The sequence below is a fragment of the Moraxella sp. I5G genome (genome assembly GCF_055193055.1).
Genome location: NZ_JBUXLH010000004.1, coordinates 99,370 through 123,839, shown reverse-complemented (window position 1 = coordinate 123,839; position 24,470 = coordinate 99,370). Strand labels below are relative to the sequence as shown.

28 protein-coding genes and 1 pseudogene are annotated in these 24,470 nt (G+C 37.9%); 15 read left to right on the top strand and 14 right to left on the bottom strand.

The window, feature by feature from the left end:
• Positions 1-267 precede the first annotated feature (267 nt).
• On the bottom strand, positions 268-426 hold the full coding sequence (locus ACZBKJ_RS03640; protein ID WP_463199565.1) for a hypothetical protein: 159 nt from the start codon (positions 424-426) through the stop codon (positions 268-270).
• Between the two features lie 45 nt (positions 427-471).
• The gene (locus ACZBKJ_RS03635; RefSeq protein WP_463199564.1) at positions 472-1,221 is read right to left on the bottom strand and encodes a YebC/PmpR family DNA-binding transcriptional regulator; all 750 of its coding nucleotides are present in this window, start codon (positions 1,219-1,221) and stop codon (positions 472-474) included.
• Between the two features lie 192 nt (positions 1,222-1,413).
• Here ACZBKJ_RS03635 and ACZBKJ_RS03630 point away from each other — a divergent pair, with 192 nt between their 5' ends.
• The gene (locus tag ACZBKJ_RS03630; protein ID WP_463199563.1) at positions 1,414-2,235 is read left to right on the top strand and encodes an ion transporter; all 822 of its coding nucleotides are present in this window, start codon (positions 1,414-1,416) and stop codon (positions 2,233-2,235) included.
• Between the two features lie 64 nt (positions 2,236-2,299).
• Here ACZBKJ_RS03630 and ACZBKJ_RS03625 read toward each other — a convergent pair whose 3' ends face one another.
• The 4 genes from ACZBKJ_RS03625 to ACZBKJ_RS03610 all read right to left on the bottom strand — a co-directional run bounded on the left by ACZBKJ_RS03625 (position 2,300) and on the right by ACZBKJ_RS03610 (position 5,511).
• Entirely contained in the window at positions 2,300-2,512 is a 213-nt protein-coding gene (locus ACZBKJ_RS03625; protein WP_463199562.1) for a hypothetical protein, read from the bottom strand.
• Between the two features lie 152 nt (positions 2,513-2,664).
• Entirely contained in the window at positions 2,665-3,612 is a 948-nt protein-coding gene (gene rluB, locus ACZBKJ_RS03620; protein ID WP_463199561.1) for a 23S rRNA pseudouridine(2605) synthase RluB, read from the bottom strand.
• A gap of 79 nt (positions 3,613-3,691) precedes the next feature.
• Positions 3,692-4,255, bottom strand: coding sequence for an SMC-Scp complex subunit ScpB (scpB, locus tag ACZBKJ_RS03615; protein ID WP_463199560.1), 564 nt, complete (start codon positions 4,253-4,255; stop codon positions 3,692-3,694).
• 5 nt (positions 4,256-4,260) lie between these two features.
• Positions 4,261-5,511 carry an NnrS family protein gene (locus tag ACZBKJ_RS03610; protein ID WP_463199559.1) on the bottom strand — a complete coding sequence of 417 codons (1,251 nt, stop codon included), beginning with the start codon at positions 5,509-5,511 and terminating at the stop codon, positions 4,261-4,263.
• Positions 5,512-5,669: 158 nt separating this feature from the next.
• On the opposite strand from ACZBKJ_RS03610, the gene queA reads away from it, so the two are divergent.
• Positions 5,670-6,740, top strand: coding sequence for a tRNA preQ1(34) S-adenosylmethionine ribosyltransferase-isomerase QueA (gene queA, locus ACZBKJ_RS03605; protein ID WP_463199558.1), 1,071 nt, complete (start codon positions 5,670-5,672; stop codon positions 6,738-6,740).
• A gap of 42 nt (positions 6,741-6,782) precedes the next feature.
• Positions 6,783-7,925, top strand: coding sequence for a tRNA guanosine(34) transglycosylase Tgt (gene tgt, locus ACZBKJ_RS03600; RefSeq protein ID WP_463199557.1), 1,143 nt, complete (start codon positions 6,783-6,785; stop codon positions 7,923-7,925).
• Positions 7,926-7,938: 13 nt separating this feature from the next.
• Here tgt and aat read toward each other — a convergent pair whose 3' ends face one another.
• The gene (aat, locus tag ACZBKJ_RS03595; protein ID WP_463199556.1) at positions 7,939-8,703 is read right to left on the bottom strand and encodes a leucyl/phenylalanyl-tRNA--protein transferase; all 765 of its coding nucleotides are present in this window, start codon (positions 8,701-8,703) and stop codon (positions 7,939-7,941) included.
• An 87-nt stretch (positions 8,704-8,790) separates the two neighbouring features.
• Here aat and hslO point away from each other — a divergent pair, with 87 nt between their 5' ends.
• From hslO to trpC, 4 genes are all read left to right on the top strand, one after another.
• A complete protein-coding gene (gene hslO, locus ACZBKJ_RS03590) occupies positions 8,791-9,681 on the top strand; it encodes an Hsp33 family molecular chaperone HslO (protein ID WP_463199555.1) in 891 nt (296 codons plus the stop codon).
• A gap of 162 nt (positions 9,682-9,843) precedes the next feature.
• Positions 9,844-10,467 (top strand): anthranilate synthase component II, encoded by a 624-nt coding sequence (locus tag ACZBKJ_RS03585; protein WP_463199554.1) that lies wholly within the window; start codon positions 9,844-9,846, stop codon positions 10,465-10,467.
• 35 nt (positions 10,468-10,502) lie between these two features.
• On the top strand, positions 10,503-11,597 hold the full coding sequence (trpD, locus tag ACZBKJ_RS03580; RefSeq protein ID WP_463199553.1) for an anthranilate phosphoribosyltransferase: 1,095 nt from the start codon (positions 10,503-10,505) through the stop codon (positions 11,595-11,597).
• A gap of 50 nt (positions 11,598-11,647) precedes the next feature.
• Complete coding sequence (gene trpC / locus ACZBKJ_RS03575; RefSeq protein WP_463199552.1) at positions 11,648-12,469, top strand: indole-3-glycerol phosphate synthase TrpC; 822 nt, start codon at positions 11,648-11,650, stop codon at positions 12,467-12,469.
• A gap of 4 nt (positions 12,470-12,473) precedes the next feature.
• Here the strand turns inward: trpC and menA are convergent, their stop codons facing one another.
• Together menA and ACZBKJ_RS03565 are read right to left on the bottom strand one after the other, a co-directional pair.
• Entirely contained in the window at positions 12,474-13,385 is a 912-nt protein-coding gene (menA, locus tag ACZBKJ_RS03570) for a 1,4-dihydroxy-2-naphthoate octaprenyltransferase (protein WP_463199551.1), read from the bottom strand.
• A gap of 2 nt (positions 13,386-13,387) precedes the next feature.
• The gene (locus ACZBKJ_RS03565; protein ID WP_463199550.1) at positions 13,388-13,876 is read right to left on the bottom strand and encodes a hypothetical protein; all 489 of its coding nucleotides are present in this window, start codon (positions 13,874-13,876) and stop codon (positions 13,388-13,390) included.
• Positions 13,877-14,107: 231 nt separating this feature from the next.
• On the opposite strand from ACZBKJ_RS03565, the gene ACZBKJ_RS03560 reads away from it, so the two are divergent.
• The 4 genes from ACZBKJ_RS03560 to ACZBKJ_RS03545 all read left to right on the top strand — a co-directional run bounded on the left by ACZBKJ_RS03560 (position 14,108) and on the right by ACZBKJ_RS03545 (position 15,974).
• A complete protein-coding gene (locus ACZBKJ_RS03560; protein WP_463199549.1) occupies positions 14,108-14,299 on the top strand; it encodes a hypothetical protein in 192 nt (63 codons plus the stop codon).
• A gap of 177 nt (positions 14,300-14,476) precedes the next feature.
• Positions 14,477-15,250: a hypothetical protein gene (locus ACZBKJ_RS03555; RefSeq protein WP_463199548.1), complete on the top strand. Its 774-nt coding sequence runs from the start codon at positions 14,477-14,479 to the stop codon at positions 15,248-15,250.
• A 45-nt stretch (positions 15,251-15,295) separates the two neighbouring features.
• On the top strand, positions 15,296-15,712 hold the full coding sequence (locus tag ACZBKJ_RS03550; RefSeq protein ID WP_463199547.1) for a hypothetical protein: 417 nt from the start codon (positions 15,296-15,298) through the stop codon (positions 15,710-15,712).
• Complete coding sequence (locus tag ACZBKJ_RS03545; RefSeq protein ID WP_463199546.1) at positions 15,684-15,974, top strand: YkgJ family cysteine cluster protein; 291 nt, start codon at positions 15,684-15,686, stop codon at positions 15,972-15,974. Before ACZBKJ_RS03550 ends, ACZBKJ_RS03545 begins: the two co-directional genes overlap by 29 nt.
• Positions 15,975-16,057: 83 nt before the next feature.
• Here the strand turns inward: ACZBKJ_RS03545 and ychF are convergent, their stop codons facing one another.
• The 5 genes from ychF to ACZBKJ_RS03520 form a co-directional block, all read right to left on the bottom strand.
• A complete protein-coding gene (gene ychF / locus ACZBKJ_RS03540) occupies positions 16,058-17,149 on the bottom strand; it encodes a redox-regulated ATPase YchF (protein ID WP_463199545.1) in 1,092 nt (363 codons plus the stop codon).
• A gap of 50 nt (positions 17,150-17,199) precedes the next feature.
• Positions 17,200-17,742, bottom strand: a complete 543-nt coding sequence (locus ACZBKJ_RS03535; RefSeq protein ID WP_463199590.1) for a DUF1287 domain-containing protein — start codon at positions 17,740-17,742, stop codon at positions 17,200-17,202.
• Positions 17,743-17,837: 95 nt separating this feature from the next.
• Positions 17,838-19,196: an ABC1 kinase family protein gene (locus ACZBKJ_RS03530; RefSeq protein WP_463199544.1), complete on the bottom strand. Its 1,359-nt coding sequence runs from the start codon at positions 19,194-19,196 to the stop codon at positions 17,838-17,840.
• A 117-nt stretch (positions 19,197-19,313) separates the two neighbouring features.
• Positions 19,314-20,588, bottom strand: a complete 1,275-nt coding sequence (purD, locus tag ACZBKJ_RS03525) for a phosphoribosylamine--glycine ligase (RefSeq protein ID WP_463199543.1) — start codon at positions 20,586-20,588, stop codon at positions 19,314-19,316.
• Positions 20,589-20,686: 98 nt separating this feature from the next.
• Positions 20,687-21,289 carry a fumarylacetoacetate hydrolase family protein gene (locus ACZBKJ_RS03520; protein WP_463199542.1) on the bottom strand — a complete coding sequence of 201 codons (603 nt, stop codon included), beginning with the start codon at positions 21,287-21,289 and terminating at the stop codon, positions 20,687-20,689.
• A 577-nt stretch (positions 21,290-21,866) separates the two neighbouring features.
• Here ACZBKJ_RS03520 and ACZBKJ_RS03515 point away from each other — a divergent pair.
• The 4 genes and pseudogenes from ACZBKJ_RS03515 to ACZBKJ_RS03500 all read left to right on the top strand — a co-directional run.
• Positions 21,867-22,142 (top strand): annotated as a pseudogene (locus ACZBKJ_RS03515) (hypothetical protein); the annotation flags it as partial.
• A gap of 31 nt (positions 22,143-22,173) precedes the next feature.
• On the top strand, positions 22,174-22,458 hold the full coding sequence (locus ACZBKJ_RS03510) for a hypothetical protein (RefSeq protein ID WP_463199541.1): 285 nt from the start codon (positions 22,174-22,176) through the stop codon (positions 22,456-22,458).
• 96 nt (positions 22,459-22,554) lie between these two features.
• Positions 22,555-23,088 (top strand): hypothetical protein, encoded by a 534-nt coding sequence (locus tag ACZBKJ_RS03505; protein ID WP_463199540.1) that lies wholly within the window; start codon positions 22,555-22,557, stop codon positions 23,086-23,088.
• 288 nt (positions 23,089-23,376) lie between these two features.
• Positions 23,377-23,907: an REP-associated tyrosine transposase gene (locus ACZBKJ_RS03500; protein WP_463199539.1), complete on the top strand. Its 531-nt coding sequence runs from the start codon at positions 23,377-23,379 to the stop codon at positions 23,905-23,907.
• The last annotated feature ends 563 nt before the right edge of the window (positions 23,908-24,470 follow it).

The window sequence follows — 24,470 nt, the reverse complement described above, 5'->3', positions numbered from 1 at the left end:
TTTTATAAGCTTTTTTGATGAGTTTAAAATTTTTGTTCTTTTCGTCTCAAACATAAATAAAATGGGTAACGGTTTCAGCGTATTGATTGCGATTTCTATTTGCCCACCTTGACAGTTGCGACTTACAAAAGGCGACTATCACGATAAAAACAATCGATTGATTTTCTAATTGATTGTTTGATTCGTAAATGTAGTTAAATTCAGAGGGTGAATCTTCACCAATCAAAATGTCATACACAAGCCCACTACCATCATTGTAAGCTCACTTTAGGCGTGTGTTTTAAAACTTTGCCAGTCGCCCAATTTTAATGGGCTTTTTGTCGTTATAGACTTTGGCAGGATATGAGCTAAATCATATCCAGCAACAGTTTTTCTATATGATAAAGGCATGATAAACATCAAAACCAAGGCGGTTAAATATTTCATGAACTTTATCCTAAAGGCAATTATATAACTGGCTACGCCTTTTTATTAAGCGTCTAATTGCGCTAAAATTTCATCACTGATATTAACATTGGTGTAAACTTCTTGAACATCGTCTAAATCTTCAAGCATGTCAATCATTTTTAGCACTTTTTGGGCGTCTTCTAAATTATCAATATCAGCCGAAGTAGAAGCAGACATGGTAACTTCAGCACTATCAGAAATCAATTTGGCGTTATCTAAGGCATCTTTAACCTTACCAAAGTCGTTAGGGTCGGTAATCACTAGCAAACTTTCGCCATCGTTTTCAATATCCAAAGCGCCAGCATCCAAAGCCACTTCCATTACTTTATCTTCTAGGCTAACGTCTTCAAATACAATTTCACCACGTTTGGTAAATAAATAAGACACCGAACCTGAAGTGCCTAAATTTCCGCCATTTTTACTAAATGCATGACGTACTTCGCCAACGGTACGGTTTACATTGTCAGTCATGGTCTCAACCAATACCGCAACCCCGCCAATGCCGTAGCCTTCATAGGTGATTTCTTCCATATTGTCGTTATCACCGCCGCCAGCGCCACGCTCAATGGCGCGTTTAATCACGTCTTTGGTCATATTAGCGGCATTGGCTTTTTCTAAGACGGCACGCAAACGCGGGTTGTTGTTGGGGTCAGCATCGCCAGATTTGGCAGCAGAAACGATTTCTCGGATAATTTTGGTAAAAATTTTACCCTTTGCTGCGTCTTGTTTTGCTTTGCGATGTTTGATATTTGCCCACTTACTATGACCTGCCATAAACACACCTATAATTAATTTAATGACAAAAATAAAAAAGTTAAAATACAATCAAAAGCGGTATTTTATCATAAGTTTAAAAAAATGTTGGAAAAAATTGGCAATCTAAAACGCTACAGTCAATGACTTAATTTTTACAGTTTTTTGAGTTAGAATAGGAAATTTGATTTAAGACTAATTTGACGGTTTGCCATGAAATCCAAAAAAAATCTCACGCTTGCCGAACGCATTCATATTGTCATTGAAGGTACAGACACCCCAGCAGGTAAATTTTTTGATGTGCTTTTGTTGATTACGATTTTGTTGAGCGTTTTGGTAATTATGCTTGATAGTGTTCTGGTATGGCGATTGCGATTTAGAGAATTGTTTTTTTATGCAGAATGGTCGTTTACAATTTTATTTACCATAGAATATATTCTAAGATTGTATTCGGCACCAAATCGCAAAGGTTATGCATTTAGTTTTTTTGGGGCGGTAGATTTGTTGGCGCTTTTGCCTAGTTATTTAAGTTTGTTTATTGCTGGCACAAAGTATTTATTAATTGTACGCATTTTACGCATTTTACGCATATTTCGTGTATTTCGTTTAAAATCTTATATGCAGCAGGCGGGATTTTTGGCAGCCGCTTTTAAAACCAGTCAGCATAAAATTACAGTGTTTTTTCTGTCCTTGCTCCTATTGGTTACTATTTTTGGTTCTATTTTATATGTGACTGAAGGCCCTGAAAATGGATTTACCAGCATTCCACGGTCTATTTATTGGGCAGTGGTAACTTTAACCACGGTTGGTTATGGCGATATTTCACCCAAAACTCCCATCGGGCAAACCATTGCAAGTATGGTGATGATTACAGGTTACGCCATCATCGCTGTACCAACGGGTATTTTTACCGCTGAATTGACTCGCACTATGAGACCGCAATTACACCCTGTGGCTTGTCCAAACTGTGGTAAATTTGGTCATGCTTCAAGTGCTAAGTTTTGCGACCGCTGCGGGCATGAATTGCATGTTTGATGATAAATTTGGCAATAAAAAACCGCTCAATCTTGCAATTAAGCGGTTTTTTGCTAAGAAAGGATTAGTTGCCCATAGCTTGAGCAGCTTCTTTTTTAGCGGCTTTTTCAGCTTTTTTAGCTTCACGTTTTTTGGCGTGTTCAGCTTTTTTAGCTTTTATGCTGCTTTTGAAGCGTTGGAAAGAAGACTCTTTGGTGCCATTGGCAGTCGTATTAGAAGCACAAGCAGTTAATGCTAAGCTAGCAGCAACCAAAGCGGTGATAGCAAGTTTTTTCATCTTGATAACCTTACCTTAAAATGAATAAAAATCAAATGTGTGTAAATACTAACATTGAAGTTAAAATTTTGCAATATGTAAGTTTTATTTACAGCATTATACAAAGCTAATTATTTGTAATAATTTGTGTTTTGGATACGTTTATCAGCAAATTAATCGCGTTCTTTCTTAGAAGAGAACTTAGAAAACTTTGCCTTTTTAAAATCGATTACTGCTTTTCGCGCAGAACCGTTAGGTTTTTCAGCAGCTTTTTTGCGAGTTACTGCTCTTGATTTTAAAGGTTTTTTAGTAATGCGTGCTTGTTTTTCTTTGGCGTGTGTGGTTAAGCCAGCATTTTTTTGATGACGCAGTCCGACCAAATCGCACAATTTGCCAATTTCTTTTGCGTCAAGCTCAATAAAACGCCCTGTACGTAGCTGTTTGGGTAAAATAACGCTGCCATAACGCGTACGAATCAGGCGCGAGACTTTGAGTTCTTGAGAATCAAACAATCGACGAACTTCACGTTTACGACCTTCTTTTAAGGTAACGTGATACCATTTATTAACACCTGTGCCACCACCTTCTTTGATGTCATCAAATTTTGCCATACCATCATCCAAAACAACACCAGCAGTCAGGGTTTTGGCAATTTCAGGAGTAACTTCACCCAAGACACGTACAGCGTATTCACGTGTGATTTCGGTGGAAGGGTGCATTAAACGATGTGCCAATTCACCGTCATTGGTAAATAACAGTAGCCCTGATGAATTAATATCCAAGCGACCAACCATAATCCAACGGTCATGGGTTAGTTTTGGCAAGCGTTCAAACACAGTTTGGCGACCTTGAGGGTCTAAACTTGAGCAGATTTCACCTTCTGGTTTGTAATAGGCGATGATGCGACGACGTTTTTTGTGGTTGTCTTGAATGCGTACCAGTCGCCCATCAATACGAACTTCATCGTTATCAGTAGCGCGTTCACCCAGTTGAGCGATTTTGCCATTGATGGAAACTCGTCCGCTTTTAATCACTTCTTCAAGTTGGCGCCGTGAGCCTAAACCGATGCGCGCCAAAAGTTTCTGTAGTTTTTCGCCTTCGGGTTTGATGGGATTATTCATAAAAAATCCTGTAACGTGGAAAATAACATTTCGCAATGTGAACCTTTCATTATACCATAATTTTACGATGGATTTGTATTTATGGACAAAAATTGATATCAGGCATGGTCGGTAACTCAGCTAAACTACAAAGCCCAAAAGCATCTAAAAATTCATCGGTGGTGTGCAACAATGCTGGTCTTCCTAATGTGTCTTTATAACCTTTTTCTACAATCCAGCCCTTATCAAATAATTGTCGTAAAATATGACTAGATACACTGACGCCACGAATTTGTTCAATATCAAGTCGGGTAACAGGCTGTTTGTAGGCGATGATGCTTAAAGTTTCTAATACAGCTTGGCTGAGTGTTTCGGGGCGTTCAGGAAAAATTTGCTGAATCAGTGGGGCGTATTCTGCCTTAATTTGCAAGCGATAGCCACTTGCTGTTTGGCTGAGTTCAAGTACGCCTCCTGAAAGTCTTTCCTCTAGTAACAGTAAAGCTGTAGTGATGTCATTGACATCTACCAGATACTGACCTGAGAGGCGTTTTTTTAAGTCATTTTTAGTCAAAGGCATTTCACTGATGTGCAATAATACCTCAATATGCCGACTTAAAAGATTGCAGTTTATTTTTGAATCGGCTTTTAAATGGGTGTTTGTCATAAAATTTAACCAAATAAACCATCTGTTCTAGGTTTTGACAAAATGCCAATATAAGAAAAGCAAAACAGCACAAACGATAAAATCCACGCAATCTGGGAAATTAAAATCCATGTCATATAGTCATAGCCAAACATGGGTAAAACTACCCGAAAAATTGCACTGACAATCATCAAAATAAATATAGCAGTTACGGTTTTTGGAGGTTGGTGAATGTTTCTGCCAGTGTGTCCTAAAGAAACACGAGCCATCATTGCAACGGTCATCAGCCCAATACCAAATAAAGCTAGACCATGCAGACCCAAAGAATGTAAGTTTAAAGAAGTTTCACCAACAAAAGGATAAATGACAAAAATTAACAAACTTACTGTCATACCAAAAAATGCAATGACCAAAGACCACAATAAGGGTTTTTTCCAAATAGCGGCATGATACCAATTTTTTAATCTTAAAATATTAGCAATAAAACAAACCAAAGCAAAGACTGCCGTTATTTTTGGCATTTGGAAAAATAAATCAAATATCATCATACCAGCCAATCCGACCAAGCTGGCACGGTCTAATAATTCAGAATTTTTTTGCTCAATATTAACACCACTGGGTTTTCCAAAATTATCAACACTGATTCCTTTGACGATAAAAAATGGCAAAACTCGCCGCCCAATTGTAAATACAATGCCAATAATCAAAAATAAGGCAGAGTATAAAGAAATTTGTTGAGTGGTTTTATGGTTTAACACAATGCCAATATAAAAAGCTAAATTGGCGGCAAAGATTAAAATTAATTTGGCAATAATACCAATCTGGCGCTTTTGTCGAGCTTTTGCAACTGCACGCACAACCGCAAAACTGGTCCATGCCCAAAACAGCATATCAAAAACAAAAGCGACAATAAGCATGGGCGTACTTGGTACTGCGTGAAGTCCAAGCCATAAAAATCGCGCCATTACCCAACAAAAAAAGATACCAAACAAATGCCAACCATAGGGCATGGGTTGGTTTGTCCAGGTTTTTACCGCAGTTAATAAAAAGCCTGCAATGACTGCCAAACTATAGCCAAAAAGCATTTCATGACCATGCCAATAAAAAATATCTAAACTGCCTTTAAATGGCGCGATACCTTTTAAAATCAGCGTCCATAGTAACATGGTAATCACAGCAAAAATTGCTGAACTTGCAAAAAATATCCGAAACCCTAAGTTTAAAATTGGGTGGGGTGATGTTGGACGTTTGGCGGTATTTTGAATATTCATTAACATTATTTTTATCCTTAAGATTTTGGCTTATCATACGCTTTTTACAGTTATTTTTCAAATCAACCAAAAGAAGTAGTATCGATTAATTTTTTTTAAAAAATGGCTAGTGGAGCCACCGTTTTTTTGCTAAACTAAGCATTTTTGTTTTAAATTACTGCAAGATGACCAATACGCCATTATTGACCTCTGATTACGATTATCATTTACCTGAAAATTTGATTGCTCGTTATCCTTTGAAAACGCGTTCTGCTTCTAGATTATTGTGTGTTAATGGCAGTAGTATGACCGATAGGCTGTTTAGTGATTTGCCAAGCCTGTTACATGCTGGTGATTTATTGGTTTTAAATGACACCAAAGTAATGAAAGCTCGCCTATTTGGTCAGAAAGCATCAGGCGGTCAAGTTGAGGTTTTGGTTGAGAGAATATTGCCTGATGATGGGAAAATGCTTAAAAATCGTGCATTATGTCATGTTAAATCCAGCCGCAGTCCAAAAAAAGACAGTCAATTAATTTTGGCTGAGGGTAATCTGACCGCAACCATGTTAAATCGTGAAGAAAACCTTTTTGTTTTGGCATTTGATAAACCAGTTTTGTCAGCACTAGAGGCATTTGGGGAATTGCCCATTCCACCATATTTTGAACGTAGAGCCGACCAAGATGATGAAAGTCGTTATCAAACCGTGTTTTATGATGCTAACAAAACAGCCAGCGTTGCTGCGCCAACAGCGAGCCTGCATTTTGATGATAAGACCCTTGCCCAACTACAAAAAAAAGGTGTGGAAATCGCTTTTGTAACATTGCATGTTGGTGCAGGCACGTTTGCTCCAGTTAAAACCGAAGATTTAACTCAACATATCATGCACAAAGAGTACGCGCATTTACCCCAAAGTACCGCTGATAAAATCAATACTGTTAAAAAAAACGGCGGTCAAGTGATTGCGGTCGGCACAACGGTAACACGTACTTTAGAGACAGCGTATTTGCACTGTAAAAATGGTCAATTAAGTGAATTTTCTGGCGATACTCAAATTTTCATTTATCCACCTTATCATTTTGGGGTTGTCGATAGATTAATTACTAATTTTCATTTACCAAAATCTACATTATTAATGCTAGTTTCAGCTTTTTGTGGTAAAAACAATATTTTAACGGCATATCAACACGCCATCCAAAAACAATACCGATTTTTTAGTTATGGTGATGCCATGCTTTTGGATAAATGGGCTGATTGATAATATTAACAAACTAATTAATGGGTTAATAATCATATTATTATGAAATTTTCATTACATAATACCGACAACGGTAATAATCATGCCCGTCGTGGCACGGTTCATCTTGCTCATGGTGATGTACAAACACCCGCGTTTATGACTGTGGGTACTTATGGTACAGTTAAAGGAATGTTGCCACGAGACATTCATGCAATTGGTGCTGATATTATTTTGGGTAACACCTTTCATTTGTGGCTGCGACCAACCACAGCGGTGATTAAAGAATTTGGTGGACTGCATTCATTTATTGGTTGGAATAAGCCTATTTTAACCGATTCAGGCGGTTTTCAGGTATTTAGTTTGGGCGCAATGCGTAAAATCAGTGAAGAGGGTGTAGCGTTTCGTTCTCCAGTGGACGGTCAAAAAGTATTTTTATCGCCTGAAGTGTCTATGCAAATTCAATACGATTTAAATTCAGACATTGTCATGCAATTTGATGAATGCACGCCCTATCCAGCAACTCATGATGAGGCTAAAAATTCCTTAGAATTATCGCTTCGTTGGGGTCAAAGATGCCTTGATGAGCATCATAAATTGGGCAATAAAAATGCATTGTTTGGTATTATTCAAGGCAGCATGTATCAAGATTTGCGTATGCAATCGTTGTCAGGGCTTTTGGATATGCCATTTGATGGTTACGCCATTGGTGGATTGTCCGTAGGTGAACCTAAAGAAATGATGATGCAAGTGCTGGATTATCTGCCTAAAACTATGCCAAATGATAAACCGCGCTATCTGATGGGTGTGGGTAAACCTGAAGATATTGTAGAAGCCGTTCGACGTGGCGTGGACATGTTTGATTGTGTGATGCCAACACGTAACGCAAGAAATGGTCATTATTTTACCAGTTTGGGTGTGGTAAAAATCAAAAATGCCAGCCATCGTTACAATCATGAACCTTTGGACAAAGAATGTGATTGTTATACCTGTCAAAATTTTAGTTTGGCGTATTTACATCATTTGCACAAATGCGGTGAAATGCTATCTGCTCAATTAGGAACAATTCATAATCTGGCGTATTATCAAAAACTAATGAAAGACATCCGCACCAGCATTGAAAACCAGAAGTTTGATGAATTTGTTTCAGTGTTTTATCAAAAACGTGGTATGAGTGTACCCGATTTTGATAAACACAAATCCTGACATCTGCAATGTTTTAAATGGATGTTATAAGGTCAGTAACGGGTAAGCTGATTTTGGTGTTATAAATACCACAATTTTCTTTTACAGTTAATGGTTTAGACTGCGTTAAAAATTCTCGTCTGGAGATTAAAGTTGCCCCAAGATGGATTAGGTGTGGATTTTCTAATTGACAATCTATGAGCTGTATTCCATAGTTTTGACAAATTCTCATTAGTCCCCAAAAGGCAACTTTTGATGCGTCGGTTTTTTTATGAAACATACTTTCCCCACAAAAAAGCCCACCCAGATTAATCCCATAAAGCCCGCCAATCAGTGCGCTTTGATTAGGAATGTTCTCCCAAATTTCAATGCTGACTGCAATGCCTAATTTGTGTAAATCTTGGTAGGCATCTTTCATGGATTTAGTAATCCAAGTTTGGTTACTGTAGTTTCTTGGCTGACTACAAGCATCCATCACATTATTAAAATCATGATTGACAGACAGCGTCCAAGTTTGTTTTTTGACAACGCGCACAAGTGATTTACTGGGTTTAAAGGTTTTAGGATAAATTATGCATCGTGTGAGCGGTGACCACCAGTAAATTGGGTCGCCCTCATTAAACCAAGGAAAAGCTCCACAGCGATAAGCGTGCAATAAAGTGTTTATTGATAAATCAGCTCCATGACCTAAAAAACCATCATCGTCGTTAGGCAGGCTAGCAATCAAGCCCCTAAAATCAAAAGGGCAAGCATCAGCAAGTTTGTGTAATTTTTTGGTGGTATTGGTGAAATTTGTCATTTGTATGTTGGTTAGTTAGATGGTTAAGTGCTTTATATTCTAAAATAAATCCCCATTAACAAGCAATCCATTTTTAAAGAGAAAACTATGAATCAAATTGATTGTCGTCAACGTTTTTTTATTCAAAACTCACCTGTTCGTGGCGATGTGGTAAAATTATCTAATAGTTTTTTGACTGTGATTCAACAAAAACCGTATCCAAAAGCCCTAAAAGCGCTTTTAGGTGAAATGTTGGTTTCAGCGAGTCTATTAATTGCCACCTTAAAAATTGATGGCAAACTATCCATTCAATTGCAGTCTATAAATGAATCATCACCATTAAAATTTGCTATGGCAGAATGTGACCACACGGGAGCCGTAAGAGCTTTGGCTGGCTTTTCATCAGAAGAAACCAATCTTTGGGATAAACTAAAAACCAGTGATGAAGTGTTGACGTTATTGCAAGATAGTGTGCTATTTATCAGCATTCATCCAGAATTTGGTGATAGTTACCAAAGCATTGTAGAAAAAGTAAGCGATAATTTAGCTGAATGTTTGGCACATTACCAAAAACAGTCCGCTCAAATCCCAACCTTAATCAAACTTGCCACTAACGATACACACGCTAGCGGAATTTTAGTGCAGCTTTTACCGCAAACCCAACAAGATAAAGACAACGACCCTGATTTATGGGATAGATTAACAGCTTTAACAGATACCATTAAAAATTCAGAATTGACAGATTTACCCGCTGATGAAATTTTGTACCGTCTTTATCACGAAGAAGATGTCGTCTTGCCTGATTGCACCCCAATTCATTTTGCTTGTACTTGTTCCAAAGAAAAAAGCATGGGTGCAATTGTGCAGCTTGGTTACAACCAAGCGATGCAAATGCTGGATGTACAACATGGCGATTTGGTTCTAGATTGTGGTTTTTGTGGTAAGGAATATCATTTTGATGGCACGGCAATTAAGGCAATTTTTGGTGATAATTTCTAGATAAATTGCAATTTGTTAGAATCAACATGATTGATGATGTTAAAAAATAATCAAGGCAGCGAAAGCTGCTTTTATATCGTTGGTTGTGTTGTTTTTTAAGGGTTGCAGTGTTATACTTTTTGGCATTTTTACAAACAAATTCCTAAAAGCGCAAGGCTGATTATGCTGTTGATGATTGATAATTATTGTAGTTTTACATATAACATCGCCCAATACTTTGGTGAATTAAAACAGGATGTAGTGGTTTGGCGAAACGATGAAAAAACACTGGATGATGTGATTGCACTAAGTCCAAGAGCTATTATTTTAGGACCTGGTCCATGCACGCCCAGTGAAGCTAAAATTACTCTGGATATTTTGCAAAATTTAAGTGGCAAAATTCCTATTTTGGGTGTGTGTTTAGGTCATCAAGCCATTGGTCAAGTGTTTGGCGGGCAAGTGGTGCGAGCTGGTGAGGTAATGCATGGAAAATTATCGGCGGTTTTTCATACACAAAAGGGCGTCTTTAAAAATCTGCCCAGTCCGTTTGATGTTGTGCGATATCATTCTTTGGTTATTGATAAAGCAACCTTACCTGATATGTTAGAAATTACCGCATGGACAACTAATGCCGATGGCACGATGGAGGAGATTATGGGAGTGCGTCATAAAACCTTGATGGTTGAAGGCGTGCAATTTCATCCCGAATCTATTTTAAGCGAGTGCGGTTACCAACTGTTTAATAATTTTTTGCGTGAATATGGTTTGAGTGTACTTGATGATAATCAGTTGCCAACTGTTGGCTGATTGATTTATTATAAATAGTGAATAAGGATTTTTTTATGATTTCAGATATTATTAATAAAATCAATCAATTAACTGATGAATGTATCCAAAATCGTCTTGTTGATTTTTTAGCAAAACTGACTCAAAACACACATTTAACACCCCAGGAAACCCAAACATTGTTTGTCATCATTATGCTTGGTAGATGTCCAGATATTTTACTATCAGCGATTATTACTGCATGGCGTATCAAAGGCGAAACGACAGATGAGATTGCTTCTGCTGCATTGGTTATGCGACATTTTGCTAAATCAGTTGTTGTGCAAGGTGAGCATTTGGTGGATATTGTCGGAACGGGCGGCGATGGGGCAAATTTATTTAACGTTTCTAGTGCAGCTTCTTTTGTGGCGGCACAAGCAGGTGCAAACGTTGCTAAACACGGTAGCACGGGTGTGTCTAGTAAGTCGGGAGCTTCGGACTTATTAGCAGCTTTGGGGGTAAATTTGCAGTTATCTGCGGATGAGCTTGTACAAACATTAGACAGTCAGAACCTGTGCTTTTTATTTGCACCTAACCATCATCCAGCGATGAAACACGCTAAAATAGTGCGTGCTATGTTAAAAATGCGAACTATTTTTAATATTTTAGGTCCATTAAGTAATCCTGCGAATGTACCTAATACAGTACTTGGGGTATTTGAAGGTTCGCTTTGTGAGCATTTGGCAACCGTGATGGGCAGCCTAGGTAGTCGTCATGTATGGGTAGTACATTCTGATGATGGGCTTGATGAAATCAGTTTGGCAGCCAATACCACAGTGGCAGAATATAAAGATGGTAAGGTGAGCACATTTGTGTTGAATCCTGAAGATTTTGGCGTACAAAAACGCGATTTATCAGGTTTGTCAGTGGCATCGGCTGAAGAAAGTTTGAAGATGATAACCCAAGCATTGTCAGGCGAAAATTGCAATGATGTGATTTTAAAAGCTCAAGATATGATTGCATTAAATGCAGCTGCTGCCTTGTATGTATCTGGTGTGGTTGATAATTATCAAGCAGGCGTGGATTTGGCGAAACAAACCATTGTAAGTGGTAAAGTCCAACAAAAAATGCAGGACTTTGCTCGATTTACCCAAACTTTCCATCAACGATGATTATTGATTTGAAAAACCATATAATTTAAAAAACGATAGATGAAACAATTATGAGTACACCCAGTATTTTACAAAAAATCATCCAAACCAAGCATGAAGAAATAACCCGTGCCAAACGGTTGGTTTCTTTAAAAGAGCTGCAAGAAAGAGCTGTTCATCACAAACCTAGAGGTTTTGCCAAGGCTCTAAAGGCAGTTGATATCCATAACGGCAATATTGGTGTGATTAGTGAAATTAAAAAAGCATCTCCTTCTAAAGGTGAAATTTGTACAGATTTTGACCCTGTAAAAATCGCCAAAGGTTATGAGCAGGCGGGGGCAACTTGTTTGTCAGTGCTGACAGATAGGCAGTATTTTTTAGGTGGTGTGGATTATTTGGTTGAGGCTCGAGAGTCTGTCAAATTGCCTGTTTTACGTAAAGATTTTATGGTTGATGAATACCAGATTGTTGAATCAGCACTGATTGGAGCGGACTGTATTTTATTAATTATGGCTTGTTTGGATGATGAGACGCTAGTTCATTTGCATCAAACGGCTTTATCGTATGGTATGGATGTTTTAATTGAAATTCATGATGAGCATGAACTGACGCGAGCATTAAACTTACCAAAATCTTGCCATAATATTTACGGCATCAACAATCGCAATTTAAATACCTTTGATGTTGATTTGCAGACCAGTATTGGTCTTTCTAAATTGTTACGTAATCATTTGGGAGATGATGCAATTATCGTTAGTGAAAGTGGCATTCATGGAGTAAATGATGTGCATTTAATGCAATCACACAACATTCACCATTTTTTAATTGGTGAACAGTTTATGAAAACACAGAATGCAGGGCAAGCGTTGGCTAAATTATTGTCTGAAATTTAATAGACTAAAAAATTACCACGCCTAATGAAAAATAACAATTCACCCACCAAGTGAGTAGAACCACGTTTTTTAATTCTTGCCCAATCTTTTGAGGGTTTTGAGCTTTTGATAGTGCTTTTAAATGTTTAAATAATTGGGGTAGGGTAAAACATATTAAAAGCCCGCCCCATAATTGGGTTAGACAAATAAATAAACCATACGATAAGATTGCAGCGAACAAAAATCCCATGTGCAGCATTTTGGCTTTTTTTAATCCCAAAAGATTAGCAAGGGTGATTTTTCCTGCTTTTTTATCGCCATCTATATCTCTAATATTATTGATGTGTAAAACGGTAGCACATAACAAACCCAATCCACAGGCAGGAAATAGTATCAACACATTGCATGTTTTTGTTTGCAAATAAAAACCGCCAACAACTGCTAAAATCCCAAAAAATAAAAATACCGCAACTTCACCCAGCGCCATATAGCCATAAGCATATCTTCCAATGGTATAGGTGATTGCTGCTACTAAGGATAATGTGCCAAGCCCTAAAAATAACAACCACTGTTTTATCGTGAAAAGACTGGCAAACAATAGACAGCTCCCACTTATCAAAGATAATAGCAGTGTTAAAACGAACATGATTTTTAGTGTAGCTCTTGAGATTTTTCCTTGCTGAATTAATCGGTTGGGTGCATTTTTATCGCGGTAAAGGTCTGCGCCTTTTATCATATCACCATAATCATTGGCAAGATTGGATAAAATTTGTAAAAAAATCGCTGTTGATAATAATAAAAAGCCAATTACAAAAGAAAAATACCCACCCAAAGCGTAGGACAATGCATTTGCGCAAATGACACCACTGACTGCTAAGGGAAGGGTATGAGGACGAATGAGTCGGATGAGTAAAATAAATTGATTCGATTTATCCAAAATTAACTTTTGCTTTTAGTGCAATCTAATAATACCTTATTGTCTAAAGTGGTTACTTTAGCAGTATTATCACCAATCACCAACACCATACCTTTATCTTCACCAGCAATGCTATCATCAGATGTGAAGCGTCCTTGGCTTTGTACATCCTCACTTAAATCATAAGTAATGTTGTCTTTAGTTAAATGAGCTTCTTTTTCGCCTTCGTGGTTATGAACAACAATCTGCACACTGTCTTTGCCACATTCGTATTTATCACCAGCATCCATATGTTCGTGGTTATGCCCTTCATGGTCATGGTCATGATGATCATGATCCGTATTGGGTGCAGTCTGAGCAGGCGGTGGGTTATTGCTTGCTGTTTCTGCGGGTTTGGTAGGTTGTTCATTGGTTGGGTCGGGCTGGTCAGCTTTTGGAGCTTCTTGTTTATTACAGGCTGTTAAACCTAAAACTGCCATCAAAGCCATCATAGGAAGAGTAATTTTTTTCATAACGTTCCTTTATTTATTAGCAATATAAAGGTAATATTGTAACATAACTATTATTTCTTATCTATAAAAGTTGCTATAAATTTATCTAAAAACCATCTAAAATTTAAATTAGTGTAAAAAATATCCAATTTACCTCCAAAAAATCAGATAAGCTTATCATTTTGTGTAAATTTAGAAAAATGCATCTATCATATACTCAAACAAAGATTGAAGTATAGATAGGAGAAAACCATGGGTTTGATTTTTGATGATATGAAACGTTTGGTCAAAGATATTATTGATCCTGATAACTTTCATAAAGAATTTTATGAAACACTTGATGACGATGAATTATTTCAACATTTAAAAGAGTGTGATATTGGCATGATTGGTGAAAAACTTGCCATCAAACGTGAATTAAAAAAACGTGGTTATAACGTGTAACAAAGAATTTGGAGTAAATTATGGCAATTCCAGTATTATTATGGGGGAGCGGCAGCAGCATTAGGGGCAACTGGCGTAGTTAAAGGGCTTGAAGCGATTGGCAATCAGTCAAAAGCACAAGATATCGGTGAGCGTGCTGAACGTCTTTATAAAAGAAAAAGAAGACAACTTGATGAAGTGCGCGATGAAACTAATGACGAATTAGAAGCGCTTGGGCGTTTAAAGATGGAGATTGGTGCAAATCAAATTGCTCATGTCGTTTCGGTGCTAAACCAAAGCAAAAAAACCAAAAGCTATTTAAAAGATTTTCAAAGTGTGATTGATGTTGATGACCTCAAAGAAATGGAGGTTATGACGCAACAATCACTAGAATTAGAATCAGGACTGTTGCAAGGAACAATTACAGGCGCATTGGTAGGATTTGGCGTTTATGGTACGATACCACTGGTGGCAACAGCATCAACAGGTACAGCCATTGCTTCATTGTCGGGTGCTGCAGCAACAAACGCAACTTTAGCTTGGTTAGGCGGCGGTTCTTTGGCAGCCGGTGGGTTTGGTATGACAGGCGGCATGTTGGCACTTGGCGGTATTGTTGCAGGCCCTGCACTGGCAGTAGCGGGGTTTGTGATGGCGGGCAAAGCTGAAGAAGCCTTAACTCAAGCCCATGAGTATTCTGCTGAAATTGACGAGGCGGTTGCACAATTTGATTTAATTGAGGAATCATTAAAAGGGTTGCAGGAAAATGCCAGAGAGATTAGTAAGACTTTATCAATTTTGGTAGAAAAATTTGAGAGTGTAAAGGTTGCCAGCTATGATGACCCAAATTTGATAACAATGTTATCGATTGGCAAAGCCATCAAAACAATCATTAATACACCTATTATGGAAAAAGATGGTTCGCCTGTTCCGGGCATTAAACATAAATGTTCAGGATATTTGAATTTTACCTGAGTGATAAGATTGGCTAAATGATAAACTTTATGTTTGAGATGGATTATGAAAGGTATTTTAATTAAAGCAAATGACACGATTCAATCGTCAATTGGTTCTCAAAATGCAATTATATCCGCAGTGGATAAGCTGATGGATAGTTATCAAAACTATTTGTTGATATCTGAGCAAGAACAAACCAAACGTGCAACAATCAATTCATGGCGTGATATACGCCTTGAAGAGATTCGTAGTCAAAAAGAGTTATTAAGTCAGTATTTGCACCATTGTTTTGCTGAAAGACGGACAGTGATTGATGGTTTTTTTAATACTTTAGACAAAGGTTTGGAAAACAACAACATCGAAACAATAAATTTGGCCATAAGTGGTATTTTGGGCGTGGTGCAATCTTCGCCATTAAAAGACATGCAAAACTTAATGTTGGATTTAAAAAATGACCGTGTTAAAGAAATTGAATTTTAATAATTTACCAACCCCTTTTCCTTGCACTGCTTGCGGGCAGTGTTGTCGACGTGTTGGAGATAGCTCTTTGACCGCCTATTTAAGTCGTGGGGATGGTGTGTGTCAGTATTTGGATGAAGATACAAACTTATGCCAAATCTACGAAAATAGACCACTGATTTGTCAGGTGGAAAATTATTACAAGACTCATTTAAAAGATAAATTATCTTGGGAGCAGTTTGTAGCAGTTAATGTGGAGCTTTGTCAAAAAATGCAGCAATAACATTAAATAAAACAGAAGACAAATAAAATATAAAAGCCAAACCTGATAATGTTTGGCTTTTATTATTTGGCCGTTGCGTTAAGTTATACGTTAAACCGAAAATGCATAACATCGCCATCTGCAACAATATAAGTTTTGCCTTCTAAGCGAGATTTGCCAGCTGCCGCCGCTCCTTTTTCGCCGCCATACTCAATAAAGTCATTATAAGCGATAACCTCAGCACGAATAAATCCGCGTTCAAAATCGGTGTGAATCACCCCAGCTGCTTCTGGAGCGGTTGCTCCAACACGCACTGTCCAAGCACGCACTTCTTTGACGCCAGCGGTAAAATAGGTTTGTAAATTTAACAATTCATAACCTGCACGAATCACGCGGTCAAGACCTGCTTCATTCATGCCCATGCCTTCTAAAAATTCTGCTTTTTCATCTTCGTCAAGTTGAGCGATTTCTGCCTCAATTTGATTGCATAGTGGCACAACGATAGCATTATCAGCTTTGGCAAATTCGGTAACTGCATCTAAATGTGGATTGTTTTCAAAGCCATCTTCAGCAACATTAGCGATGTACATGACGGGTTTTAACGTGATAAGACCATAACTTTTAATGATTTTTTTCTCATCATTGTCTAAGTTTGCCATACGAGCAGGTTTACCGTCCGCCAAAAACGGTTCAATTTTTTGAAACACATTTAGGCATGCTTGAGCATCTTTATCACCACCTTTGGCCTTTTTGCTCAAATTGGTGATAGCGCGCGTTACCGCTTCAAGGTCAGCAAGTGCAAGCTCAGTATTGATAGTTTCAATATCAGATAAAGGATTGACTCGTCCATCCACATGAATCACGTTATCATCGTCAAAACAGCGAACTACATGGGCGATGGCATCAGTTTCACGGATATTGGCAAGAAACTGGTTGCCCATTCCTTCACCTTTGGATGCACCTGCAACAAGTCCTGCAATATCTACAAATTCCATGCTAGTGGGAATTACGCGTTCTGGATTAACAATCTTTGCCAATTCTTTTAAACGCGGGTCGGGTACAGGCACGATGCCTGTATTGGGGTCCTTGGTGCAAAAAGGAAAGTTTTCTGCCGCAATACCTGCTTTGGTTAATGCATTAAATAAGGTGGATTTGCCAACATTTGGCAAGCCAACAATACCACAATTAAATCCCATACAAATTCTCATTACAAAAAATCAATTATAACAAAAATTTGTTCAATCACCTAATCATGGTGGTGATTTTGGGGAATGCGATAGTGTCCTGTGATTTTAAATTTATATAAAATATTTTCTTCTTTTGTACCAGAACCGATGTTGTGAATAATCAGTGGCACTCGGCTTTGGCTTTTTTTATCTGATACGATGCCAATATGTACAAGTCCAGAGCCCAAATCCCAAGTGACAATATCACCCGATTTATAAACACCATCTTTGACTTGATAGCCTTTACGCTTAAAATAAGTGGCAATGTTAGGAACACGGCGATGGTCAATATTTTTGTCTGGAGATTTTAGCCCCCATTTTTTGGGATAAGCCGAAAAATTTTGTTTCATGTCTTCATGGATGAGTTTTTGTAAATCCATATCTTGATGACGCAAAGCCCGAATCACGACGTCTGTGCAAACCCCTTTATTGATTGGCACATCGCCCATCGGGTAACTAAGCTGGGTATAAGCAGGGTCATAACTGACAGTTTTGCCAATTTGACTGCGAGCATCAATAACCAAACGTTCTTTATCAATTGCCCAGGCCACCGATGAAGTCATCAAGCAAATTAATAACAGTCCAAAAAATAAAATAAAATGGAGTTTTGTTTGGGGGTGTATCATCGTATTAAACCAAGTAGCAATGTTTTTGAATATCAAATATAAGGGGCAATGAGCATATTGGCATCTGTTTTGGCGTCTAAAGCACAAAGTAGAGCGTATGCACCAATAAATTTACGACTAATAAACATCATTTCTTTGGGAGGTAGCATAAATTCAAATGATTGCATGCCTTGTTTGGCGGATGTCATAACACGTTCATACAGATTGCTTTTTGACCAAATGTAAGCGCGATTTTCTAAAAGCTCAGAATTACCAAGTAAGTCTGGATTGGCAAATGGTTCGCACGCCTGCAAAAATACGTTTGCCATATCGGTTTTGGCGGTATTGGTTAAATCATCAAAAAATGGATAACCTGTCATAGCAATTTTCATTTGATGGATGTCTTGATGATAACCTGCGCTTAGTAAACCTTTAGCGATGGTAAGTAAATGCTCATCAAACTGTTTAATTGCTCCAAAATCCAGCAGTACTAGCTTGTCATGACCATCCTCATCAAGTCTAACAAGATAGTTGCCAAAATTAGGGTCTGTTTGCATTTCTCCCCAAACAAAAATTTCTTGAATCACAATATCCATTGCCAGTTGTCCAAGACGATTTTTTCGCGCGTTTGACAAATCCGTCAGTCGCTGGTTATTTAGATGAATTCCTTCTTCAAAGCTCATGCAAATAAGTCGGGGAGTACTGTAATTGTCATAAATCGTTGGCACAATATAGTCTGGGTTGTTTGCCAAATAACGAGCAAAGCGTTTAGTGGTTTGAGCCTCCATGCAATAATCCACCTCACGATGCAGCAAATCACGAACTTCATCAAACCACTCATCAAGAGCTTTAGTTTGTGGAAAAAAATTGGTGGCTTTTAATATTTTTTTAAATAAAGATAAATCGGCATCAATTGCCCCCGCCACATTTGGGTACTGTACTTTTAGAACAACGGATTTACCTGTGTATTTGTGTATAGCCTTATGTACTTGAGCAAGACTTGCTGTGCCAATTGGGCTGCGTTCAATTTCAAAATCATCTATTTTTTCGCCAAGTTCTGTTTTAATGGCTTCATAAATAACGTGCCATGCCAAAGGAGTGGTATTATCATCCAAGGTATGCAGAGCATCCACCATCTCTTTTGGAAGCATATGTTCGCCATATAAAGCCAGCATTTGCCCAACTTTGACCACTGACCCTTTTAATTTACCAAGTTCATTGACTAAATAAGCCGATTGTTTGGCTATCATATCATTTTTATGACGCTGTTTATCTTCGGCGTTTAAAAATAAGCCGCCAACACTATGTTTTGCCCAATTTGTACCAATGGTCAAACCTGTTTTGGCAATGGATAAATGCCGCTTTAATGCGGAAGTTGTTAGGCTGTTTAGAGGACTTGTCGGTTTGGTCATGATTTGTAATTACATTAATAATTTAATTTTGCTTATAATAACAAACCGATATAGAATTTCCATTAGAATTTTCCATATCGGTTAAATTTTTTTAATTAAGATTAAAAATTAATCATATTATCGGTCAATGGCACGCCAGCCAATATCGCGACGATATTGCATACCATCAAAATGGATTTTTCTAATGGCTTCTAATGCTTGTGTTTGAGCGTCTTTGATGGTGTTTGCAAGACAGGTTACACATAAAACTCGACCGCCATCCGTGACAATATGTTCCCCGTTTTGTTTGGTGCCAGCATGGAAAACTTTAATGTTTTGTTCAAAATCGCTATCCAAACCTGTGATGACATCACCTTTTGAACTGGTCTCTGGATAGCCTTGGCTTGCTAAAACGACGCCTAACGCCATTTTATCATTCCAATTGGCTTTTTTGGGTAATTTGCCATCAAGTCCTGCTAAGATTAAATCGGTCAGTGAGCTTTCAAGGCGCATCATAATTGGTTGGGTTTCAGGGTCTCCAAAACGGCAGTTAAATTCGATAACAAAGGGGTCGCCTTGTTCATCAATCATCAGCCCCGCATACAAAAATCCTGTATAGGGTGTGCCGTTGTCTTTCATTGCGCGCACCACAGGTTTGATAACGCGCTCCATAACCTTTTGGTGAACGCTGTCTGTTACCACAGGTGCAGGCGAGTACGCGCCCATGCCGCCAGTGTTGGCACCTGTATCGCCTTCAAAAATACGTTTATGGTCTTGACTGGTTGCCATAGGTAAAATGTTATCGCCATCAATCATACAAATAAACGAGGCTTCTTCACCAGCTAAAAACTCCTCAATAACCACCCGACTACCTGCCTGACCAAACTTGTTACCTGATAACATATCATCAATAGCATCAAAGGCTTCTTGTTCGTTCATCGCAACCACCACACCTTTGCCAGCAGCAAGCCCATCGGCTTTGATAACAATTGGGGTGCCTTTTTCACGAATAAAGGTTTTGGCTTGATTGGCTTGGGTAAAGACTTGATAAAATGCAGTTGGAATTCCGGTTTTTTGCATAAATTCTTTAGCAAAGGCTTTTGAACCCTCAAGTTGTGCGCAATATTTGCTGGGTCCCCATGCCTTAATTCCTGCTTTTTTTAAGTTATCTACCACGCCAGCCACCAATGGGGCTTCGGGACCTACCAGCACAAAGGCAATATGATTTTCTTGGCAAAATTGGATAATAGCATCGTGATTATTGGTATCCAAATTTATATTTTTTAGTTTGTGTTCTTTGGCGGTGCCTGCATTGCCGTTGGCAACAAAAACAGTTGCCACTTTGTCATCCTTGGCACATGCCCAAGCTAATGCATGTTCACGACCACCAACACCCAGTACTAAAATATTCATAATAGCCCCATAAGATTATAGAATACGAAATTCGCCCATTGTAACAAAAAAAGCTCTAAAAGTCTTTGGTGAAAGATTATGCACTCGCAAAAATATAGTTACCCAACGGTGATTTGGTAAGTGCGTTCGTCTATTTTGATGGTTAAATTATCGCCAGAATATAATTTTCCCACGCCTTTGGGTGTGCCTGTAAAAATCAAATCACCAGCGCAAAGCCCATAAATATCATCTAAGTAATTCACTAAATTTTCAGCAGAATGAATCATTTTCGACGTACTATCGTTTTGGCAAATATGATTGTTAATTGCTAAATACAGCTCATAATTTTTTTCTTGATAAGACAAAAAAGGGGATACCCAACAGGCGTTTTTAAAACCTTTGGCTTTGAGCCATGGCAATCCTTTAGCTTTAGCGTTATCTTGAATGTCTCTTGCTGTCAAATCCAGTCCCGCGCCGACTCCAAGTATATTTTTATCATCACCCATCAAAAGCACCATTTCAGTTTCATAATGGATGTTGTCTGAAAAATCGGGTAGGGTGATGTGATTTTTTGTGGTTAAACTGGCATTGGGTTTTAAAAACACTAAAGGTTCATCAGGAATTTGATTGTTAAGTTCAGCAATGTGTTCAACATAATTTCTGCCAATGCAGTAAATGTTATGAATATTTTTGGCAGTTTGATTAAAGAGAACGGATTTCATGAGATAGATTTCTGATAATACTATTGTATTATTATAACAAATTTTTTGATTAAAAATAAAAAAAGACAGATAAAAATTGGTTTTTGGTCATTCAATAAATTTGGTATTTATTTTTAAATGCTATATTAAGATACGGTTTTGTAAATCGATATAAGCAGCTGTATGGTAAATGATACACCGCTAATTTCTTATGTGTCATATAATTATATTATTGAATTTTAATGAGTTTTTGGTTTGAAAAAATAAAATACATCAGGTTTAAACATTCATCTTTTATTTTTAATTAAGAATTATCACAAAAATTTAGCTTATGATAGTTTAGAAGAGAAAAAATATTCTTCTATTTTATTTTTTTAGTATAAATTGATTCAATTTTAGAAAAAAATTAAATTTAAATATAAAAAGTTATGATAAAATACCAATGCTTATTCTGTATTCATCTTTTAAACAAAGATTGAAAATGGAGGTTGGTTAGGCGGTCAGTAAAATTGTAAAAATGCAGATGGGGAAAGCCGAATATAGGCACAATTATTGCTTGTAAATTTCTGACGTTTTGATCAACTACCAGTTAAAACCTGGTAGAACACTCTACATTCTCGACGAACCCACCACCGGCCTGCACTTCGCCGACATCGCCCTGCTGCTGGAAGTAATAGGTCGTCTGAAAGGCAAAGGCAACTCGATTGTGATTATCGAGCATAATCTTGACGTGATTAAAACTGCGGATTGGATTGTGGATTTAGGACCGGAAGGCGGCGATGGTGGTGGTAAAATTATCGCTTCAGGTAGCCCCGAGGAAGTGGCGAAGATGGAAACCAGTTATACTGGCAAATACTTGAAATATATATTTTAATTTTTCTTACAATATAAAGAAGGATCAAGTGATGACGAAGAATAGTATTAAACAAAACGAAGAAATAAAAAATTGTTTTGCAATTATGCCTATTTCGGATGTGGACTCGCATCCAAAAGGTCATTTTAGTCATGTATATCAGGATATTATTGTTCCAGCTTGCCAACAAGCAGGATTTAATGCGTGTAGAGCTGATGAAGTAAAAGCATCCAACCTGATTCAGCTTGATATTTTAAAGAAGTTAATTGATGCCCCAATTGCAATATGTGATTTAAGTACAAGAAATCCAAATGTGTTGTTTGAGCTTGGGATATGACAGGCATTCGATAAGCCAGTTGTTCTGATACAAGAAATAGGTACGCCACCAATCTTTGATATTAGTGGATTACGGTATTTGCAGTATTCCAAGGATATGAAATACCATGAGGTATTAAAAACTCAAAAAGAATTATCACATGCCATTACGGAAACATTAGGTAGTAATCCTAGGGATAGCCATATAAATTCTATTGTTAAACTTCTATCATTAAGTACGCCAGCACAGTTGCCAGACTTAAAAGATGATAAAGATAGTTTAGCATTTGATGTCATTCAAACAGAAATGCGGTCATTACGTCGGCAAATGCAGAATTTAACAAGAATTCTTGAGCCTGAAAAAAATAACAATGTTGAACTTATAACATTTCCCAAAAATAACACTACATTCTTTAACAAGCAGACAATTAGAAGGCAATTTTCAAGATTAGAAGAAGATTTTTTTAATATGGTTGCGAATGACTCACTACCTGATGACTTAAAGGTTAAAAAAAGCATTGAAATAATTGATAGATTAATGATATTGCAGCATGAAGTAGATTCAATATCTCCTCATTGGGGGGAGCTTTCTGAAAGAATAGCGAATCTTCTAGAAAAAGCTAGAGGAACTATTGCGAATTTAGGTAATTAGCAAGCGTAGCAAGCCGTAGCCTGCATATCCAACCGACCGCGTGTGTGGCTACGCCACACACCCTACCTGTGAATTACGCGGAACTTCAAAACCAACGTGTAGGGTGTGTGCGGTACGCACGCACGCGGTTGCTTGATTGACGGTTTGCCGTTTCAACTTTTAACTTCGCTGAAGCTAGCGCTTTCAGACGGCCTCCAATGCCGTCTGAAAACATCAGCTTCAACAAAGTTAAAACCTTAAACAACAAACCATTCCTTCTCCAACACCCAAACCACAAACAAAAATCCTATGGCGCGTTATCGCAGAAACTTCATTGCCGGCGGCACATTCTTTTTCACCGTCAAACTCGTCAACCCGAAATCGTGCCTGCTTGTCGAACATATCGACTTATTGCGTACGGCCTATATGGATGTGCAAAAACAATATCCCTTTGAAACCGTCGCCGTATGCGTGCTGCCGAACCATATCCACGCCATTTGGACGCTGCCGCCCAATGATGCGGATTATTCCCTGTGCTGGCGACTGATTAAAACCAAATTCTCCGCACATTTCCCTCGTGCTGAAAACCTTTCCACCAGCAAACAGCGGCGGAACGAACGTGGTATTTGTCAACGGCGTTTTTACGAACACACCGTGCGCGACGAAATCGATTTGCAACGTTGCGCAGACTACATCCATTTCAATCCCGTCAAACATGGATTGTGCGGCAATGTCCGTGATTGGGCATTTTCGTCGTTTCACCGTTATGTGCGGGATGGATGGCTGCCGTTAGATTGGGGTGGCACAAAAGAAACAGTGGTAATGAGTTTGGGGGAGTAAATGCTATAAAAAACTACCGACCGCGTGTGCGGCTACGTTATATAACCCTGCACTTGCTTTATTTATTTACTACTATAACAATAATGTTGTTGTGATATAACGAATACATGAGTCGTAAAGACCGTAAAACATAAGATTTTTCCTAACTAACTAAATAGAACAATTTTAAAACAGTAAATCACAAAGGTTTACTGTTTTTTTGCTCGTTTTTCAAAATAAAAGCGTCAATAAATTAAAACAGTACTTTATAAAATGCTTACGTGTTGATTTTCAGGTTTATGCCACCTGAAGGTAGCGTGTGTGGCGGACAACGTACGCAGCTAGTAAGAATACAGTCCAAACTTGTCAAAATTTTAAATTGTTTTTTCAGACAACCTTACATCCCTTATGGCTTGAGTATCATGTAGGTTAGGTTGTAAATCCAACGTTTTGAGCATGACGGGCAATGGATTGCAATGGTGGGCAAGTATCTGATAAAACTACATTAGCTATTCGTTTTCCTCGCCATCTCTTAAAGAAACAATACCTAAATACAAACAAATTGGAACAGTTTTTCTAAAAGC